The following is a 16,572-nucleotide window of genomic DNA, read 5'->3' as shown; positions in this document are numbered from 1 at the left end:
GTATCAGCAAAAGTAGGTATTGGTTTTTATTTTTCCAATTTAAGCCCTACTTTTACTCAAATTTTCAACCTATGGGTTTTCACAAATGTTCGTTAGTCGCCTCCACTTACAATTGGCCGCAGGCTTTGGAACTGTTACTTTTAAGTGTTTTAAAGCAAACCCATTTGCCGGATGAAGTGATCATTGCTGATGACGGCTCAGCTGAAGACACTAAAATATTGATTAAAAAATTCCAGGAAACATTCCCCGTGCCATTAATCCACATCTGGCAGGAGGACGACGGAAACCGCAAGTCGGTGATCATGAACAAAGCCATTGCACAAGCGAAATACGATTACATCATTGAGATTGACGGCGACATTATCATAGCCGAAAATTTTATTGAAGACCATTTAAGATTTGCCGAAAAAGGACAATATTTGTATGGTTCAAGGGTTACGATCAAAGCATCGTTCCTATCGGAATTGTGGCAAAAAAAACAAATCCGATTTAACTTATTTTCAAACGGAATCAGCAAAAGAGGCCGAACGCTGCACTTTCCGTTCCTGACAAAATTCATCAAACCAATCAGCCACAGGTCTTCAAAATTCCGCGGCTGCAATGTATCGTTCTGGCGTGCCGATTTTATCAAGATCAACGGTTACAATGAGAATTTTAAAGGCTGGGGCATGGAAGATTCTGAGATGATCCAGCGTTTGCACAATATCGGAATCCTGGCCAAGCGCCTCAAATTCGCCGGAATCGCATTTCACATTTACCACAAAGAGCAGTCGAAAGACCGCGTTCCCGTAAATGTGGAGATCGAAAAGGAAACCACCGAAAAGAAAATCACTTTCACCGAAAAAGGCATCAGCCAATATCTATGAGCGAAGGTAAAAAACATGAAGTTGCGGTTATACTGATCAACTACAATTCGGGTGCGTATACGAAAAGCTGTATTGAGAGCATTCTTGTACATACGTCAAAAACGCTTGATTTTCAGATTGTTGTTATTGACAATGCTTCTGAAGATTCCGATTATCAGGCATTAAAAAGTTATTGTGGGCAACAAGATTTTGCAAACCTGAAACTAATCCGCAACGACATCAATGTAGGCTTTGGTGGAGGAAATATGCTGGGCGTTCATTATACCAATGCCAATTATTTGGCATTTATCAACAACGATTCTTTTTTTACGACCGATTGCCTCAGCATCATCTTAAACGCGATGAAAAGCGATCCGAAATTTGGCATCTGCGGACCATTGGCACACAATGAACACGGAAAATTATTGCCAACGCTCGATCATTTTGCGTCACCGGTCAAAGAAATCTTCGGAAGAAATTTTCTCGAAACCATTAATCCTGTTGTTTATCCAAAACGGAAAAAGCTTTATACAGCCCCGAAACGCGCGCAATTCATCTCCGGAAGCTTCATGATTGTTGCTGCTGCAGACTTCAACGCTGTGGGCGGATTTGACACCAATATTTTTTTATACTATGAAGAGACAGATTTATGCAAGCGATTGGCAAAAATTGATAAATTTGCCTATCTGATTCCGGATGCGAAATTCATTCATTATCACGGAATCAGTACCCCAAAATCGACTGACATTAAAATCGAGCTCAAAATATCGCTATTGTATGTAATCCGGAAGCATTATGGTTTTCTGGCTTATAAATTCATGGTCGTTTATCTTTCAGTACGCTATTTTTTCAGCAGCATTTTCAAGCCGAAATATTGGAAATTATTTTATATCTTGTTACTTGGCGCGCCATTGTCTAAATCACTCAAAACCCGCCAAAGAATTAAAGCGTAACCATTTTAATGAAAATTTTGTTCCTCTGTCCTGATTATTTCGGGATTTACCAGATTATTGAAGAAGGCATCCGAAAAAACACGGGTTGCGAGCTTACGTCGTTAATCTTCAAAGAATACAGGTATAAAAATATTTTTGGGAAAGTCATCAATTTTTTATCGAAGACTTTGCTCAATAAAAACCTCAAGAAAATCTGGGCGAGCAGGGAACGGATGGAACTGATGAAAGGACAAGACGGCCATTTTGATTACATTTTCGTGATTTGCCCCGATTTCATGCAAATCGACGACCTCAAAATCTTAATTGCCAAAGCCGATAAATCGATCGTATATTACTGGGACAGTTTTGCAATCATTCCGAGATACAAAGAAAGTTTTTCGCTTTTTGACAAACATTTTACGTTTGAGCCGAAAGATGCGATCGACTACAATATGAAATTCCTTCCAAACTTTTATTCCCAGACCATCAAAAATTCTGATCTGGACAATGATGTTTTTTACATCGGAACGCTTGATAAAAGATACCCGCTTTTGCTGAAGATTTTAAAAGCTGTTGAAGACCACAACCGATCGGCAAAAGTGTTTCTGCTGACGAAGAAAAAAATGGAAAGCAAATTCCCGGATAAGATCTCGTTTATCAGGGAAGCGATTCCGTTCAGTGAAAGTGAAAAAATTTATGCGAAATCACGGGTTTTGCTCGATGTGCAGAAAACCATTCAGGACGGACTCACTTTCAGGGTTTTTGAAGCGCTCGGACAGCATAAAAAACTCATCACAACCAATGCTGATGTGGTGAATTATGATTTTTATGATCCGCAAAACATCTTTATCTGGAAACCAAATACTACAGAAATTCCGGCTTCTTTCTTCGAATTGCCCTATAAAGAGCTGCCCGAAAATATTTACCAAAAATACAGCCTTGATTCTTGGGTAAATACTATTTTTGACTCCAAGTAAACGATAAAACAAAGATTCAGATGATTAAGAAGATTTCGGTCGCGATGTGCACGTATAACGGAGAACGTTTTCTTGCCGAGCAGATCGACAGCATACTTTCGCAAACTCACGCCGTTGATGAAATCATAGTTTGTGATGACGGTTCAACAGACCGTACGATAGCGATGCTGCGCGAATACGACCAAAAACATCCTGGGTTATTTTTCATCCATCAGAATGAAACGAATTTAAGAAGCGTCAAAAACTTCGAAAAAGCCATTGGTTTATGCACGGGAGATCTTATTTTCCTAGCAGATCAGGATGACAAATGGGCTGTGAATAAAGTAGCAGATTTTACCGAATTTCTTAGTAAAAATCCTGAAATTCAGGTTGTTGTATCAAATGGCTATTGCATGAACGACCAATCGGAAATCATGGAAAAACATACGATTTGGGATGGCCCGAAATTTTTAAGGGAAAAAAACATCGCTTTCAGCTACTACAAACTCATTTCTTACGTATCTAATATTGCGACGGGCGCGACGATGGCCATTAGAAGGGAAATTCTTCCGGAAATCCTCCCTTTTCCGGTTGTTAAAGATTTTCATCATGATGAATGGATTGCAATTGTTTCGTCACGCAAAAATGTTTTTGAAATGCTTGATGACAAATATTTATATTATCGGATCCATGAAAACCAACAGGTAGGCGGCATTTCATTCGACAAAACCGATCGCGTGAAGAATAAGATCCGGAACGTTTTCGATTTTGAAAACCGGGATTTGGGCTATAAATCGTATAAACGAAGGCTGGCTAATCTTGCCGATTCCTATAAAAAGAATAAAAAACTATACGAGAAAGCAGACCGCTACAATGAATATTTTAAAGAAAACCTTGAAAATATAGAAGCGGTTTACAATGAAACTAGGAAACTGATGAAAAAGCAATATTTTTTCACCTCGATTGTCCTGAACATTTCTGATCGGATTTTAGGCAAACGACAACTTCATGGGTAGCAAATGAACTAAAAAACCTTTAATTATGCTTACAAATCTTGTACGTTTCAAATTATTGAAAAAGCATTTTAAGTTCAGGGACGCCTATGCGCTTTTTGCAGGCCTAAAAAACAAAAAGGAAACCATTGTGCTTCCAAAACTAAACCGCAAGATTTACCTGCGTCCAAACAGCAAAGACGCAGAAACGTTTGAAGAAATATTCCTTAGCCATTTATATGACATCCGCTTGCCGATCATTCCGGAAACCATTGTTGATGCAGGTGCCAATGTTGGATTTGCGACTTTATTTTTTAAGATCAAATATCCCGACGCGTCGATTGTAGCGATCGAAATCGAAACCAAAAATGCCGATGCTTTTCGAAAAAACACTACAGGATTCGACAACGTCACACTTCACCAACAGGCGCTTTACAACAAAAAATCATACTTCAGTATTGCCGATCCCTATAAAGCCACGAACAGCTTCCAGATCAGGAAAGCAGATTCGCCTGAAAATTCAGATATCGATTCTGTAACGCTCGATGAAATTATTTCCGAAAAAAAATGGGATACGATCGACATTTTGAAGATTGACATAGAAGGCGCTGAAAAGCAGCTTTTTGAGAAAAATTACGAAAACTGGCTTCCGAAAATAAAAATCATCATGATTGAAACACACGACCGTATGGTTTCTGGCTGTTCATTTACTGTAATGCATACGATCAGCAAATACAATTTCATTTTGTATACAACTACTGAAGGCACCTTAATTTACTACAACTTAGACCTTATTGCCCTGCCTTCATTGTAAATCTTTAAAAAATACGGTTACTTCATTTCTATTTTTATAATTTTACGGCACCAATAAAAAAACTATGCCGACATTTTCTATCGTTGTACCTTGCTACAATCAGGAAGAATACCTGCAGGAATGCCTTGAATCGGTCATTTCGCAATCTTTTTCAGACTGGGAATGCCTTGTTGTAGATGATGGTTCTACCGATCTTTCTGTAGAGATTGCTGCAAAATATTCCGCTAAAGATTCAAGGATCATATATTTCCACCAGCAAAATGCCGGGCTTTCTGCCGCAAGAAACGCCGGAATTCGCAGGGCTTCAGGCACGTATATTTTGCCACTCGATGGTGATGATAAAATCGGAGCCGAATACCTGGAATTGGCACTAAAAGTATTTCAATCAAATCCTGAAACAAAACTGGTGTATTGCAAAGCTTGGTTATTTGGGGAAGTCGATCAATATTGGGCTTTACCCGAATATGATTACCTGAAATTGCTGTTTCAAAACTGTATTTTTTGTTCTTCTATTTACCGAAAAGAGGATTTTATAAAGACAAAAGGTTATGATGAAAATATGAAAATCGGCTACGAAGACTGGGATTTCCTGATACAGCTTTTGAATAAAGAAGACCGCGTTTTTCAAATCGACAGCATCCAGTTTTTCTACAGACAACGCCCAAAATCGATGATCACATTCATTTCTGATGAAGAGAAACACCAGAATGTCATCGGTTACATTTATAAAAAACACCAGCAAAAATATTTTGACGCGATCGGATTTGACAATTCGCTGGAAGGCGTAAAAGCGTTTCACCTCAAGACCGAAAATGTCAATAAATTCGCCCACACTTTCACTTATAAGACTTTTTTCAAAATTGAAAGAGAATGGGATCGCCTGATAAAAAAATTCAAATGAGGCTCAAGAAAATTTTCAGGCTTTTTACGGATGTCCTTCCGAAACTCAATAAAAAAGAGGTTTATTTCATATTCCCGTTTTACCATCTTGGCGGCGCTGAAACCGTACACCGTGATATCATGGAAGTTTTTTTCGACAGGAAAACAGCCTGCATCATTACAAACCAATCGGAGAACGAACTAAATAAGCCTGCCTTTTCGAAAATCACAAAGCTCGTGGAAATCGAAAACATCATTGTCCGCAAAAAGGAGAAAGATGTTGCACTGAAACTAATTGCACGAAAAATCAACCGAAATAAAAATGCCGTGGTTTTTGGCTGCAACTCGCATTTTTTTTATGATTTGATTCCGTTTTTAAATGCCGACATTAAAATCATAGATTTGATTCACGCTTTTTCTTATGAAGAGCTTTATGCCGCTGAAAAATACAGCCTGAATTATGTCAGCCGAATCCAAAACCGGATCATTTTAGGCGAAAATACCTATGCTGATTTTGCAAAATTGTATGAATCCAATGCGATTGACGAGCAATTTTTAAACCGATTGAAAATCATCCGGAATAAAGTAGAAATTCCGTCGGTTTATCCCGAAAAGCCAGCCAATCAGAAATTAAAAATACTTTTTGTTGGCCGAAACGGCTATGAAAAACGACCGGAATTATTCTTTGAAATTGCCCAAAAAACATTCGAACTTGGTTTATCCTGCGAATTTTTTGTCATCGGATTTTCAACAGACCGCACGCTTCCGGCCAATACAACAATTGTCGGTGCGCTTACCAAAACCGAACTCGATCAATATTACCTTCAGAGCGATTTACTTTTGATTACGTCGTCGCGAGAAGGATTTCCAATGGTCGTGCTTGAAGGCATGGGCTTTGGCGTTGTTCCGGTTTGTACTGCTGTAGGCGAAATTCCGTCGTTTATTAACGGGCAGCATTCCAATGGATTCACCATCCCAAATACAGAACCCGAGGCAATCGCAGCTGATTTTATTTCGCAGATCAAAATACTCGAAAGCAACCGGAAACTTCTCGAAGAAACCAGCAAAAATGCTTACAAATCAGTCAAAGAAACTTTTGGAAGCGAAACTTTTAACGAAAAATACCGGGAAACGTTCGGCCGGAAAAACCTAAAAAAGCAATTATGAATCAAGATATCAATACCGAAATCCACAATGCCTTTGAAGTGATTTCAAAAGGCGGAATCATCCTTTATCCAACTGATACCGTTTGGGGAATTGGCTGCGATGCCACAAATCCCGAGGCCGTAGCCAAAATTTACAAGCTGAAGCAACGCGCCGAAACTCAAAGCATGATCGTTTTGATGAATGCCGAAAAAATGATGTACAACGTTTTTAAAGACATTCCAGAAGTCGCGTGGCAGATCCTTGATGTTTCAGAAAAACCGACAACTTTGATCCTTGACAATCCCCGAAATGTAGCACCCAATATCATCGCTCCCGACAAATCTCTAGGAATCAGGCTTGTAAAAGAACCGTTTTGCTTTAAGTTGCTGGAGCGTATGAAAAAGCCGCTAGTTTCAACATCGGCAAATATTTCCGGACAGCCTACGCCAAAAAGTTTTAAAGAAATTAGCCCTGAAATTGTAAAAGGCGTTGACTATGTTGTAAATTTGCAGCACGATAAAATCGCCGGAAAACCTTCGACAATCATAAAGCTTACAAGCGATTCGCAGGTAAAAGTCATCCGGAAATAGTATAAAAAATCTGTTTATCCGTGGCCAAAACCAATTACAAAGAATCGCTCAGCAATAAAATCTTCGAAGTCATTTCACAGGCTTCAGCAGCTATAAATACCGAAAGTTATGTCATTGGCGGCTTCGTCCGTGATTTGCTTTTAAAACGCGATTTCAAGAAAGACATTGATATTGTTGCCGTCGGAAGCGGAATTGAGCTTGCCTTGAAAGTTTCGGAATTGCTTCCAAAAAAGCCAAAAGTACAGGTTTTCAAAAATTACGGCACCGCAATGCTGCGTTTTCAGGACATCGACATCGAATTTGTCGGTGCCCGAAAGGAATCTTACGAATTTACCAGCCGCAATCCGATTGTTGAAAACGGAACACTCGAAGACGACCAGAACCGCCGCGATTTTACGATCAACGCGTTGGCGCTTTCCCTGAATGAAGCCAATTTCGGGGATTTATCCGATCCTTTTAACGGATTGGCAGATCTGGAAAGCAAAACCATCAAAACACCTTTGAATCCTGACATTACCTATTCTGACGATCCTTTGCGGATGATGCGCGGAATCCGTTTTGCAGCGCAATTGGATTTTGAAATAGAAGAACATTCGCTAGGTTCGATCAAACGCAACGCCGAGAGAATCAAGATCATTTCAGGCGAACGAATCGTCGAAGAACTCAATAAAATTTTATCGACCGACAAACCTTCAACCGGATTTTTGTTGTTGTATAAAACCGGATTGCTCGACATCATTTTGCCCGAATTGACTGCGTTAAACAACGTCGAGGAAATTGAAGGCCATACACACAAAAATAATTTCTACCATACATTAGAAGTCGTTGACAACATTTGCCCAAATACAGACGACGTTTGGCTGCGCTGGTCGGCATTGCTGCATGACATTGGAAAAGCGCCAACGAAGCGATTTTATAAAAAACAAGGCTGGACATTTCACGGCCATGAATTCCTTGGCGGAAAAATGGTTAAGAAAATCTTCGAGCGTTTGCACATGCCGCTGAACCAGAAAATGAAATTCGTCCAGAAAATGGTGATGATGAGTTCGCGCCCAATCGTTCTCGCTGAAGATACCGTTACCGATTCTGCAGTACGCCGTTTGGTTTTTGATGCCGGCGAAGATGTCGAAAACCTGATGACGCTTTGCGAAGCCGATATTACCACGAAAAACCCGAACAAATTCAGGAAATACCACGATAACTTTAAAGTCGTAAGACAGAAGATCGTTGAAGTCGAAGAACGCGACCATGTGCGCAATTTCCAGCCACCGATTACCGGCGAGGAAATTATGGAAATCTTTAATTTGCAGCCTTCACGCGAAATTGGGATTTTGAAGGAAGCGATTAAGGAAGCGATTCTTGAAGGCGACATTCCAAACGAGTATCAGGCAGCTTATGATTTTATGATGCTTCGGGCTGGAAAACTTGGACTGATCGTAGCTAAATAGTTGCTCAGTGCCTGAGTCTCGAGTGCCTGAGTTTAGACAAATTGTCGTTATTGCCGAGTTGCCCCTAGCCCCGATTGCAGCGGAAATCCTTTTTGAGTTTGCTGCAGCGCAGCGGAAGCGAACTTGAAAAGATTGCAGCGAAAAGCGGGAAAAAGCTCCTAAAAAATAGTGTAAACAACTACTTGACATGAAAAAATATTTTACTACAATTGCTAAAACCGCCCTGGTTTTAGTCTATTTTGTTATTGTTGCCGGCGCATTGGTGCGAATGACAGGCTCCGGAATGGGATGTCCGGACTGGCCGAAATGCTTTGGTTATTACATTCCGCCAACTGACATTAAAGAACTGACTTGGGCGCCGAACCGCGCATTTGAATCGGGACAGGTGATCATTAAAGAGGAAGCACTTTTGGTTGCAGAAGATGATTTTACGACATCTGAAACGTTCGACCCGAGTCATTGGCGGCCATATACCAAGCACGATTACGCCATTTTTAACCCAACGCACACCTGGATTGAATATATCAACCGTTTGTGCGGCGCATTGGCCGGGGTTGTGGTTTTTGCGATGGCGGTTGCTTCTTTTGGATTTTGGAAGCAGCATAAAAGCATTACAGTTTTGTCGTGGCTGACAGTTTTTTTGATGGGATTTCAGGCGTGGCTTGGTGCGACAGTCGTTTATTCGGTATTGAACCCGATCAAGATTACGCTGCACATGATCGTAGCTTTGGTGATTGTTGGCGTGATTTTGTACATCATCCGAAAATCTGAAGTGAAAGTAGCGGTTTTTCAGAAAGACAGTTTGTTTAGGAACATATTGATCGGCGCTTTGGGATTAACATTAATACAAGTTGCTTTAGGAACGCAAGTGCGGCAATTTGTAGACATGCAGGTGAAAGTTGTTGGATATGACCAAATGCATTTGGTTTTGCAAAATCCGACGGTTGATTTTTACGTTCACCGTTCCCTGTCGGTTTTGATTTTTTTGGCAAATGTCTTTTTATTTTGGAGAAACAGGAAGCTGGATCTTGGATTTTCAAAGATGTACTGGGTGTTATTTTTAATCGGAATTGAGATCGCTTCGGGCATCGCGATGTATTATTTTGACTTTCCGTTTGGATCACAGACGACGCATTTGGTAATCGCTTCTTTATTGTTTGGAACACAGTTTTATCTGATCCTTGAGAGTTACAATTTAAATAGAAAAGTTCGAATTTCATCAGTAAATTCGTTATAGACTAAATCTATATGATATATTTAATCTTTTGTATTCTAATAACTTAAGATTCTTTATATAAACTAATTTATAATTGTTGAATTTAGCCAGATTAAAAACTATACGGATAAATCATACAAGCAAAACAAAAAATCCTGTAAGGCATTTAAGATTAAATGAACGAACTTGCATCTATAAATTTAAATATAGAGCCATGCCAAATTCAAAAGAAATTAAAGGAAACTGGAATGAGTTGAAAGGAAAACTCAAACAAAAATTTGCAGAATTAACTGATGACGATTTGTTATACGAAGAAGGAAAGGACGACGAGCTTTGGGGAAAATTGCAGCAGAAATTAGGAAAGACTGAAAAAGAAATAAAGTCCTTGCTGGATTAAGTTTGGTTACATCTAACCAGAAAATCCGCTTCTAACCGAAGCGGATTTTTATTTTAGCCGATCCACGTTTTGAAATCAGAAACTTTTTCGCGGCTTACAATGACATCATCGTCTTTGAATGTTGGTAAAATCACTTTTAAGCGCGAATTGCTGTATAAAACAATTTCTTTGATGGCGCGCATCGGAATGATAAATTTTCGGCTTACGCGAAAGAAATCTGAAGGATCGAGTTCGTTTTCGAGTAGCTCCAATGTGGATTCAATTAAATAATTGCGGTTGTCTGTTGTATGAATGTACGTGCCTTTATTCTCACTGAAAAAGCATTCGATTTCTTCGACCGCAATCACTTTCAAATGCTGCCCGATTTTAACCGTAAAACGTTTTTTAAAACTCTTTTCAAACGGATTGCTCAGCATTCTTTTGATCTGGTCGAAGTCGAGCTGGATGTTCTCTTGTTTTGGCATCCTTAATCTGAATTTACCGATCGCTAGTTCCAAATCATCTTCATCAATCGGTTTCAGTAAATAATCAATACTGTTTAATTTAAAGGCCTTTAACGCATATTCATCATAGGCAGTCGTAAAGATAATCGCGCTTTTGATATTGACTTTTTCAAAGATTTCGAATGACAATCCATCAGACAATTGAATGTCGAGAAAAATCAAATCAGGATGTTCGTTTTTAGAAAACCAGGCAATAGATTCTTCGACAGAATGCAGCATGATTTCAGCAGTAACATTTAATTTTTCGAGCTTTCTTTGAAGTAGGCGCGCTGCGGGCTTTTCATCTTCAATAATGATGGTTTTCATAAATTGGATTGTGATTGGCAATATGCGGTTAAATTATTCCCATTTGGTTTGCTGGTCGCGGTTCATATATTCCTTGATTTTCTTTTCTTCCCAGTCGTGTCCTAAAAACACATTCGGGCCAAATACACTAAGTGCATGAAACAGCAATCCGATGCCCCAGAAAAATGCCGTTGAAAATGTGCTGAATTCCCAGAATTTTTCACCCGGTTCGAGATTGAAATAGTTTGTTGCGATTAAAAACAAATTTACAATAATATAAATCGCAAAATGCCTGTAGAAACCTGCAATGGTTTTGACTCTTTTCTTGGCTCTTTCGAATTTTAATTGCTCCGGGTCGTTTATGATCTCCATGTTTTTTTTTATTTTATTGATTAGTGAATTGATTGCTTTTACTACTTTCTTTATCAAGTATTTGCTGTATTTTGTTTTTCTCCCATTCGCGCCCTAAAAACGGACTATAATTGAATGCTGCCAGTCCGTGAAAAGTCAATCCGATTCCCCAGCCCAAAGCCGAATATACAAACCAGATATGTTCCGGAGAATAGGTTAAATTGACATAGATCAAAATCGGTATCACGATTAAATAGCACGTCAAATTGATGTAAAAAGCTCTAATATTATGCGCTTGTTTTTTTGCCCTGCGATACAACATCGCTTCTGAAAGTTTTGAATTTTCCATGGTTGCTGTTATTTCCATTTGTTAGATTTGTATTGTTCCATGAGTCTGCTGATCTTTTTTTCTTCCCAGTCGCGCCCTAAAAACGGCACGAAATTAAAGACGTTCAATCCGTGAAAAAGCACCCCGATTCCCCAGCCGCCAGCCGGGAATAAAAACCATAAATATTGTGAGTAAGTCACCAGGTTTAAAATCGCCAAGCCGCCGATAACCACAATGTAGGAAGCCAGATTGCCATAAAAACCCTTGATGTCTTCTACCCTTTTCTGCGCTTTCCGGTAAGTATTTTGCTGATCGTTGTATGTGGCTTCCATGATTACCGAAACTTGTTTGGTCAGGATCGGGATCTTTACCGAAAATATTTTAGCAGTTTGCTCTACCAAAACCTTCCGCCTGGTGATAATTCCGTATCTGCTGACAATATTTTGCAAGCCAACACCCTGCCTGTCCTGGATCACCTCTTTTTTCTGAAGGTCGTTTTCAATGACCAGATAATCGTTTTCAACAAAAATCCTGATGTACAACGGACGCTGTTCACTTACCACATTGTGCTTTACCGTGTTTTCCAAGAGCAATTGCAATGACAGCGGAACCACCTTTGCTTCGGGATTTAAGACCGTTTGCGGAAGCTCATAAAACAAGCTGTTTTCGAAGCGCATCTTCAGCAAATTCATGTAGGTTTTCGCAAATGAAAGCTCTTCTTCTATTCCTATAAGTTCTTTATCTTTTTGTTCAAGTACATAACGGTAAACTTTTGAAAGTGAAGTTGTAAATCTTTGGGCATTTTCTGGATTTTCCTCGATAAGCGAACTGAGCACATTGAGGCTGTTGAATAAAAAATGTGGATCGATTTGATTCTTTAAACTCTCAAATTTTGCCGATGCTGTGCCCGCAATGATCTTTTGTTGCTGTACTTTATTTTCCTGATATGCTTTGTAAAAATTGAACGCATACAACGAAAGCGTGACGAAAAAAGTAATCACAATGGCAAACACATAATTCGCCGGATTCTCTTTTGAAAGGAATTCGGTAAATGAACGCCCTTCCATAATTACATCCTCAAAAATCCGAAGCAGGAAAATTACAAGCAATGACACTACAAACGAGGCAATAAATCCGATAACGACACGCTTCGCAGAAAACCTATCGGATTCAAAATACTTATCCAGCAGGTGAAAGATTCCGTAATTTGCGGCTCCAAGGCAAAATGTATACAAAATCGTATACATCAACATAAACAGCATATTATTATCAAAAATGATCTTGCTCCCAAAAATCCAATTCAGCAACTGAATCAGCAAAAAAATGCCAATTCCCATGATTAAGGTGTTCGATATGAGCTTTTTGAATTTCATTTTGCGTATTTATCTAATTTGGTGTAATTTTATATATAAACCTTATTTCTTACCGCATTCCTTCTGGATATCCAAAGCGCGATCCAATCCCCATTTTGGACTGAAAGGTGTTTCAGGTTTGAACTTTGCAAACAATGTTATTGCCCTGTCGATTTCCGCGCACATCGGTTTGGTGTCTGTTCCGAAAAATTTTGCGCCGCCAATCTCGAATTCGGCTTTTCCGTAAACTACTCTTGGGTTTTCAGGGGCGATCGCTTCGGCTTTTCCGTATAGCTCCATTACTTTTGGCGAATATTTCATACCATTTGTCATCGGATCAAAAGCAATCCAGCCCGTATAGGTCAATGCCTGCAATACTAACAATTCCGGATTGTTCGGGTCTTTTGCCATTTCAATGTCAAGCACATTCTGAGCCTTTGTAAGCAATGCATTTACTTTTTCCTTATCCTTTGTTTCGAAAGATGAAATCGTACTAATAAACGCCACGTAATAGTTCGGAAGCCAACTGTTTTTCTCCGCACCAGCGATTCTTTCAAATAAAGCAGTCGCTTCAGCCGGCTTACCTTCTTTCCACAAGCCGAAAGCCTGTCCCATTCCCTGTTCAAATTTGGTTTGTGCCTGAGACATACCTGTTACAAATATTGCGAAAACTAAAAGTAATTTTTTCATGATCTTAATTGTTAAGTGTGATTTTTATTTTTGAATTGGTATTGATCGTAAATTTTGCATCGGCATATTTTGGCGGGCCCATCACGCCTTTTGCATTGTTTGACGCGGCGTAGTCTTCACTTGGAATACCAAACATATTCTTGTCCATTACACCGTTTGTATTTTCATCATGGTAAACGCTGACCGCATATTCACCTTTCGGAAGATCTGTAAAAGTAACGGTTGCGGTTTCGTTTTTAATATCCGAAGCCAGGCTTTTGTATACCGTTTTCAGAAATGTGGATTCCGAATTGTACAAACCTACTTTCAATTTTCCATCATTGTTTTTAAAACCCGAAACTTTCACTTCAAGGCTCACTGTTTGCGCCTGCATCATGCCTGCAAATAAAATTACTAAAACTAAGATTGATTTTTTCATAATTGTTTTTGTTGGTATTGAATTACTGGACAAATCTACGTTTGCGATATTGCTTTTAAAATTTATTGTAACTGAACTGTTGAATTTTGAGGATGAGTTGTGTTTTAAGTCGAAAGTCTGAAAGTCTAAAGTCAAAAACCCTTGAAACCGGTAACAGTTCCTTTAAAAATTTCTTGTACTTTTTTACCTCGCCCAACTTCCGACTTTAGACCAATCAAAGATTATCCAGCTGATTGCTCTTTTTATCCTGGCTGATCGTCCAGAAGAAGCCTACGAAAAAGAACCTGTCGGCTGTTGGCGTAATGGCTTGTCGGGCATAAATACCATTGCTGTTTTTCTGGTTTGCATATTCATAACCATAAACATTTTGGCTTCCGAGTACGTTTGAAACTGAAAAATACAAGATTTTTTGCGCCGTTAACAAATAAGCCCAATTAAACGCAAGGTTGTTATAGCTTTTGGTTTTTCCGTTCATAAACTTGATTTCGTTCGGGTTGTTGTATGGACGGCCGCTGCTGAAGCTGTTTGTAAAGCCGATTTGCGACTTCCAATCCGGAATCCAGTATTTGGTTACCAATGACAAATTATGATCGGCAACAAAGCTCGGGGTGACTTTTTCAGGAAAGTTCTGATACATTCTTTTGGTATCAATGTACGAATATGAAACCCAGTATTCAAGGTTTTTTACCGATTTTCCGTCTCTCCAAAACACATCCAAACCTGCGGCATAACCGTTTCCGTTGTTGTTGAAATTCGAATTGTAAGCTACAGTTGGCGTATCGTAGCCAACCAAATTGCGGTAATCTTTGTAATAGGCTTCGAGTCTCAAAGTCTGGCGTTCTTTCGCATATTGGAAATTCAGGATGTAATGCGATGCCTTTTCGCTTTCAAAGAATTTGGAATATTTCAGGTATTCCTGTCTCGGTGCCTGTGTAAAATCGCCATAAGCGAATGAAAACTGGCTGTATTTTGCGATTTTGTAGGCCAATGAAATCCTCGGCGCCACATTCGTTTCGTTCAGCAAATCGTTGTTTGAAGCGCGGATGCCGACTTTTGCAGCGAATTTTTTCGAAAAGAAAACATCTGCTTCCGAATAAACTGCTGCAATATTGGCATTGTACCCAATTTGCGGAAATCCTGTATATTGTTCATCAAAATCCGTAATGAAATAATCGCCTCCAAAAGACAATTTTACCCGGTCTGAAAAGCTTTTTCGGAATTTTAGTTTCAGATGTGCCGCATTTTCGGCATTTTCGACTTCATCTTCATCCAAACCGATTTTATTGGCGCCATAGCCGTAGCTTACGCCCGATGTGATTTGCCAGTTTCCACTAAAATTTCCTTTATACGAAGCATTCAAATACAGATTATTATTCGATAGATCCACGCGCATTTTATGATCCAGATTGATATTCGATTGGTTTAGGTCGTATCTCGAAGCGTCGAAAGCCCCATAAACCTTGAGCAAACCGTTGTTGAATCCGTATCGGTAAACCGCTTCTCCAGACAACGACTGAAACGGCCTGTTCCAATCGATATTTTGCGGAATTGCTTTTTGGTATGGCGCCAGATCAATGTAAGCTGCATTGACACTTAACGAACTTTTTGCCCATTTCTGCGTATTTCCAATGCCGAGGCCAACGGTCATTAATGAAATATCGGTTTTATTCTGATCTGGTTCGTCCTGCGTATTCAAAAGAAGCACGCTCGAAAGCGCTTCGCCATATTCTGCTGAATATCCGCCTGTGGAAAATGAAATTCCGCTGAATAAAAATGGGGAAAAACGGCCGCGTGTCGGTAAATTCTGGGTTGTCGATCCGTAAGGTTGTGCCACGCGAATCCCATCCACGTAAGTCTGTGTTTCATCGGCTTCGCCACCGCGAACAAACAATCTGCCGCTTTCGCCAACGGTTTGTGTTCCGGGCAGCGTCTGCAAAGCTGCAACTATATCCCCGGCTGATCCGGCTGTTGTTACGATATCCAATGGCTTTAAGACCGAAACCCTGGCTTTATCGCCCGATTCCATGGTTCCGGCAGACACCACAACCGCGTCGAGCGAATTGACATTTTCGCGAAGTTTGATGGTTTTATCTTTAAAATTGGAAACATCAATCGTCGTCCTTGAAGTTTCATAAATCAGGAAACTCGCAACCAGCACCTGATTTCCGGTCGTATCAGTCGTAAAAGAAAAGTTTCCGTTTTCATCACTTGAGGTGCCGTCATAAGTCCCGTCGATAAAGAGATTTGCCCCCGGAACGCCTTTGCCTTTTTCATCGACCACTTTTCCTGAAACGATATTTTGGGAAAAAGCGGCTGTCGTGCATAAAAAGATTAAAAATGTAAAGATTGATTTCATGTTGTTCTATTTTGGTAAGGCAAATATCAGTCGGCTCACAAAACTATAAAACATTTAATTACCGAATTGTAGAA

General features: G+C 39.6%; 18 protein-coding genes. 11 read left to right on the top strand and 7 right to left on the bottom strand.

Going from position 1 to position 16,572, the window contains the following annotated elements; translation table 11 throughout:
- Positions 1 to 71: 71 nt before the first annotated feature.
- The 11 genes from BLS32_RS07260 to BLS32_RS07210 all read left to right on the top strand — a co-directional run bounded on the left by BLS32_RS07260 (position 72) and on the right by BLS32_RS07210 (position 10,215).
- Complete coding sequence (locus tag BLS32_RS07260; RefSeq protein ID WP_091393437.1) at positions 72 to 866, top strand: glycosyltransferase family 2 protein; 795 nt, start codon at positions 72 to 74, stop codon at positions 864 to 866.
- The gene (locus BLS32_RS07255) at positions 863 to 1,798 is read left to right on the top strand and encodes a glycosyltransferase family 2 protein (RefSeq protein ID WP_091393434.1); all 936 of its coding nucleotides are present in this window, start codon (positions 863 to 865) and stop codon (positions 1,796 to 1,798) included. Before BLS32_RS07260 ends, BLS32_RS07255 begins: the two co-directional genes overlap by 4 nt.
- An 8-nt stretch (positions 1,799 to 1,806) precedes the next feature.
- A complete protein-coding gene (locus BLS32_RS07250) occupies positions 1,807 to 2,754 on the top strand; it encodes a WaaS/CpsH family glycosyltransferase (RefSeq protein WP_091393432.1) in 948 nt (315 codons plus the stop codon).
- A gap of 20 nt (positions 2,755 to 2,774) precedes the next feature.
- Entirely contained in the window at positions 2,775 to 3,749 is a 975-nt protein-coding gene (locus BLS32_RS07245) for a glycosyltransferase (protein WP_091393429.1), read from the top strand.
- A gap of 25 nt (positions 3,750 to 3,774) precedes the next feature.
- Complete coding sequence (locus tag BLS32_RS07240) at positions 3,775 to 4,539, top strand: FkbM family methyltransferase (RefSeq protein WP_091393426.1); 765 nt, start codon at positions 3,775 to 3,777, stop codon at positions 4,537 to 4,539.
- A gap of 64 nt (positions 4,540 to 4,603) precedes the next feature.
- Positions 4,604 to 5,440, top strand: coding sequence for a glycosyltransferase family 2 protein (locus BLS32_RS07235; RefSeq protein WP_091393424.1), 837 nt, complete (start codon positions 4,604 to 4,606; stop codon positions 5,438 to 5,440).
- Positions 5,437 to 6,585, top strand: a complete 1,149-nt coding sequence (locus BLS32_RS07230; protein WP_170227548.1) for a glycosyltransferase family 4 protein — start codon at positions 5,437 to 5,439, stop codon at positions 6,583 to 6,585. Before BLS32_RS07235 ends, BLS32_RS07230 begins: the two co-directional genes overlap by 4 nt.
- Positions 6,582 to 7,154, top strand: a complete 573-nt coding sequence (locus BLS32_RS07225) for an L-threonylcarbamoyladenylate synthase (RefSeq protein ID WP_091393418.1) — start codon at positions 6,582 to 6,584, stop codon at positions 7,152 to 7,154. The genes BLS32_RS07230 and BLS32_RS07225 overlap by 4 nt, the downstream gene beginning before the upstream one ends.
- A 20-nt stretch (positions 7,155 to 7,174) precedes the next feature.
- Positions 7,175 to 8,602 (top strand): CCA tRNA nucleotidyltransferase, encoded by a 1,428-nt coding sequence (locus tag BLS32_RS07220; protein ID WP_091393415.1) that lies wholly within the window; start codon positions 7,175 to 7,177, stop codon positions 8,600 to 8,602.
- 187 nt (positions 8,603 to 8,789) lie between these two features.
- Positions 8,790 to 9,839, top strand: coding sequence for a COX15/CtaA family protein (locus tag BLS32_RS07215; protein WP_091393413.1), 1,050 nt, complete (start codon positions 8,790 to 8,792; stop codon positions 9,837 to 9,839).
- A 193-nt stretch (positions 9,840 to 10,032) separates the two neighbouring features.
- A complete protein-coding gene (locus tag BLS32_RS07210; protein WP_091393410.1) occupies positions 10,033 to 10,215 on the top strand; it encodes a CsbD family protein in 183 nt (60 codons plus the stop codon).
- A gap of 53 nt (positions 10,216 to 10,268) precedes the next feature.
- Here BLS32_RS07210 and BLS32_RS07205 read toward each other — a convergent pair whose 3' ends face one another.
- The 7 genes from BLS32_RS07205 to BLS32_RS07175 form a co-directional block, all read right to left on the bottom strand.
- Positions 10,269 to 11,024, bottom strand: coding sequence for a LytR/AlgR family response regulator transcription factor (locus BLS32_RS07205; RefSeq protein ID WP_091393407.1), 756 nt, complete (start codon positions 11,022 to 11,024; stop codon positions 10,269 to 10,271).
- Between the two features lie 33 nt (positions 11,025 to 11,057).
- The gene (locus tag BLS32_RS07200) at positions 11,058 to 11,375 is read right to left on the bottom strand and encodes a 2TM domain-containing protein (protein ID WP_091393405.1); all 318 of its coding nucleotides are present in this window, start codon (positions 11,373 to 11,375) and stop codon (positions 11,058 to 11,060) included.
- A 13-nt stretch (positions 11,376 to 11,388) separates the two neighbouring features.
- Positions 11,389 to 11,721: a 2TM domain-containing protein gene (locus BLS32_RS07195; protein WP_245699356.1), complete on the bottom strand. Its 333-nt coding sequence runs from the start codon at positions 11,719 to 11,721 to the stop codon at positions 11,389 to 11,391.
- Positions 11,712 to 13,055 (bottom strand): 2TM domain-containing protein, encoded by a 1,344-nt coding sequence (locus BLS32_RS07190; RefSeq protein ID WP_091393403.1) that lies wholly within the window; start codon positions 13,053 to 13,055, stop codon positions 11,712 to 11,714. Before BLS32_RS07190 ends, BLS32_RS07195 begins: the two co-directional genes overlap by 10 nt.
- 42 nt (positions 13,056 to 13,097) lie before the next feature.
- On the bottom strand, positions 13,098 to 13,724 hold the full coding sequence (locus BLS32_RS07185) for a tetratricopeptide repeat protein (RefSeq protein ID WP_091393401.1): 627 nt from the start codon (positions 13,722 to 13,724) through the stop codon (positions 13,098 to 13,100).
- Between the two features lie 4 nt (positions 13,725 to 13,728).
- Positions 13,729 to 14,142, bottom strand: coding sequence for a DUF2141 domain-containing protein (locus tag BLS32_RS07180; protein WP_091393399.1), 414 nt, complete (start codon positions 14,140 to 14,142; stop codon positions 13,729 to 13,731).
- Positions 14,143 to 14,356: 214 nt separating this feature from the next.
- The gene (locus BLS32_RS07175) at positions 14,357 to 16,498 is read right to left on the bottom strand and encodes a TonB-dependent receptor (RefSeq protein ID WP_091393397.1); all 2,142 of its coding nucleotides are present in this window, start codon (positions 16,496 to 16,498) and stop codon (positions 14,357 to 14,359) included.
- Positions 16,499 to 16,572: the final 74 nt, after the last annotated feature.

This window comes from Flavobacterium noncentrifugens (assembly GCF_900100375.1).
GTDB lineage: Bacteria > Bacteroidota > Bacteroidia > Flavobacteriales > Flavobacteriaceae > Flavobacterium > Flavobacterium noncentrifugens.
The sequence above is the reverse complement of the archived record's forward strand: the minus strand, read 5'-3'. Positions and strand labels throughout refer to the sequence as shown.

Bases quoted from the DNA above. Each gene is read 5' to 3' on its own strand.
- BLS32_RS07260 (WP_091393437.1), top strand. From the start codon at position 72: ATGGGTTTTCACAAATGTTCGTTAGTCGCCTCCACTTACAATTGGCCG.
- BLS32_RS07255 (WP_091393434.1), top strand. From the start codon at position 863: ATGAGCGAAGGTAAAAAACATGAAGTTGCGGTTATACTGATCAACTAC.
- BLS32_RS07250 (WP_091393432.1), top strand. From the start codon at position 1,807: ATGAAAATTTTGTTCCTCTGTCCTGATTATTTCGGGATTTACCAGATT.
- BLS32_RS07245 (WP_091393429.1), top strand. From the start codon at position 2,775: ATGATTAAGAAGATTTCGGTCGCGATGTGCACGTATAACGGAGAACGT.
- BLS32_RS07240 (WP_091393426.1), top strand. From the start codon at position 3,775: ATGCTTACAAATCTTGTACGTTTCAAATTATTGAAAAAGCATTTTAAG.
- BLS32_RS07235 (WP_091393424.1), top strand. From the start codon at position 4,604: ATGCCGACATTTTCTATCGTTGTACCTTGCTACAATCAGGAAGAATAC.
- BLS32_RS07230 (WP_170227548.1), top strand. From the start codon at position 5,437: ATGAGGCTCAAGAAAATTTTCAGGCTTTTTACGGATGTCCTTCCGAAA.
- BLS32_RS07225 (WP_091393418.1), top strand. From the start codon at position 6,582: ATGAATCAAGATATCAATACCGAAATCCACAATGCCTTTGAAGTGATT.
- BLS32_RS07215 (WP_091393413.1), top strand. From the start codon at position 8,790: ATGAAAAAATATTTTACTACAATTGCTAAAACCGCCCTGGTTTTAGTC.
- BLS32_RS07210 (WP_091393410.1), top strand. From the start codon at position 10,033: ATGCCAAATTCAAAAGAAATTAAAGGAAACTGGAATGAGTTGAAAGGA.
- BLS32_RS07205 (WP_091393407.1), bottom strand. From the start codon at position 11,024: ATGAAAACCATCATTATTGAAGATGAAAAGCCCGCAGCGCGCCTACTT.
- BLS32_RS07200 (WP_091393405.1), bottom strand. From the start codon at position 11,375: ATGGAGATCATAAACGACCCGGAGCAATTAAAATTCGAAAGAGCCAAG.
- BLS32_RS07195 (WP_245699356.1), bottom strand. From the start codon at position 11,721: ATGGAAATAACAGCAACCATGGAAAATTCAAAACTTTCAGAAGCGATG.
- BLS32_RS07190 (WP_091393403.1), bottom strand. From the start codon at position 13,055: ATGAAATTCAAAAAGCTCATATCGAACACCTTAATCATGGGAATTGGC.
- BLS32_RS07185 (WP_091393401.1), bottom strand. From the start codon at position 13,724: ATGAAAAAATTACTTTTAGTTTTCGCAATATTTGTAACAGGTATGTCT.
- BLS32_RS07180 (WP_091393399.1), bottom strand. From the start codon at position 14,142: ATGAAAAAATCAATCTTAGTTTTAGTAATTTTATTTGCAGGCATGATG.
- BLS32_RS07175 (WP_091393397.1), bottom strand. From the start codon at position 16,498: ATGAAATCAATCTTTACATTTTTAATCTTTTTATGCACGACAGCCGCT.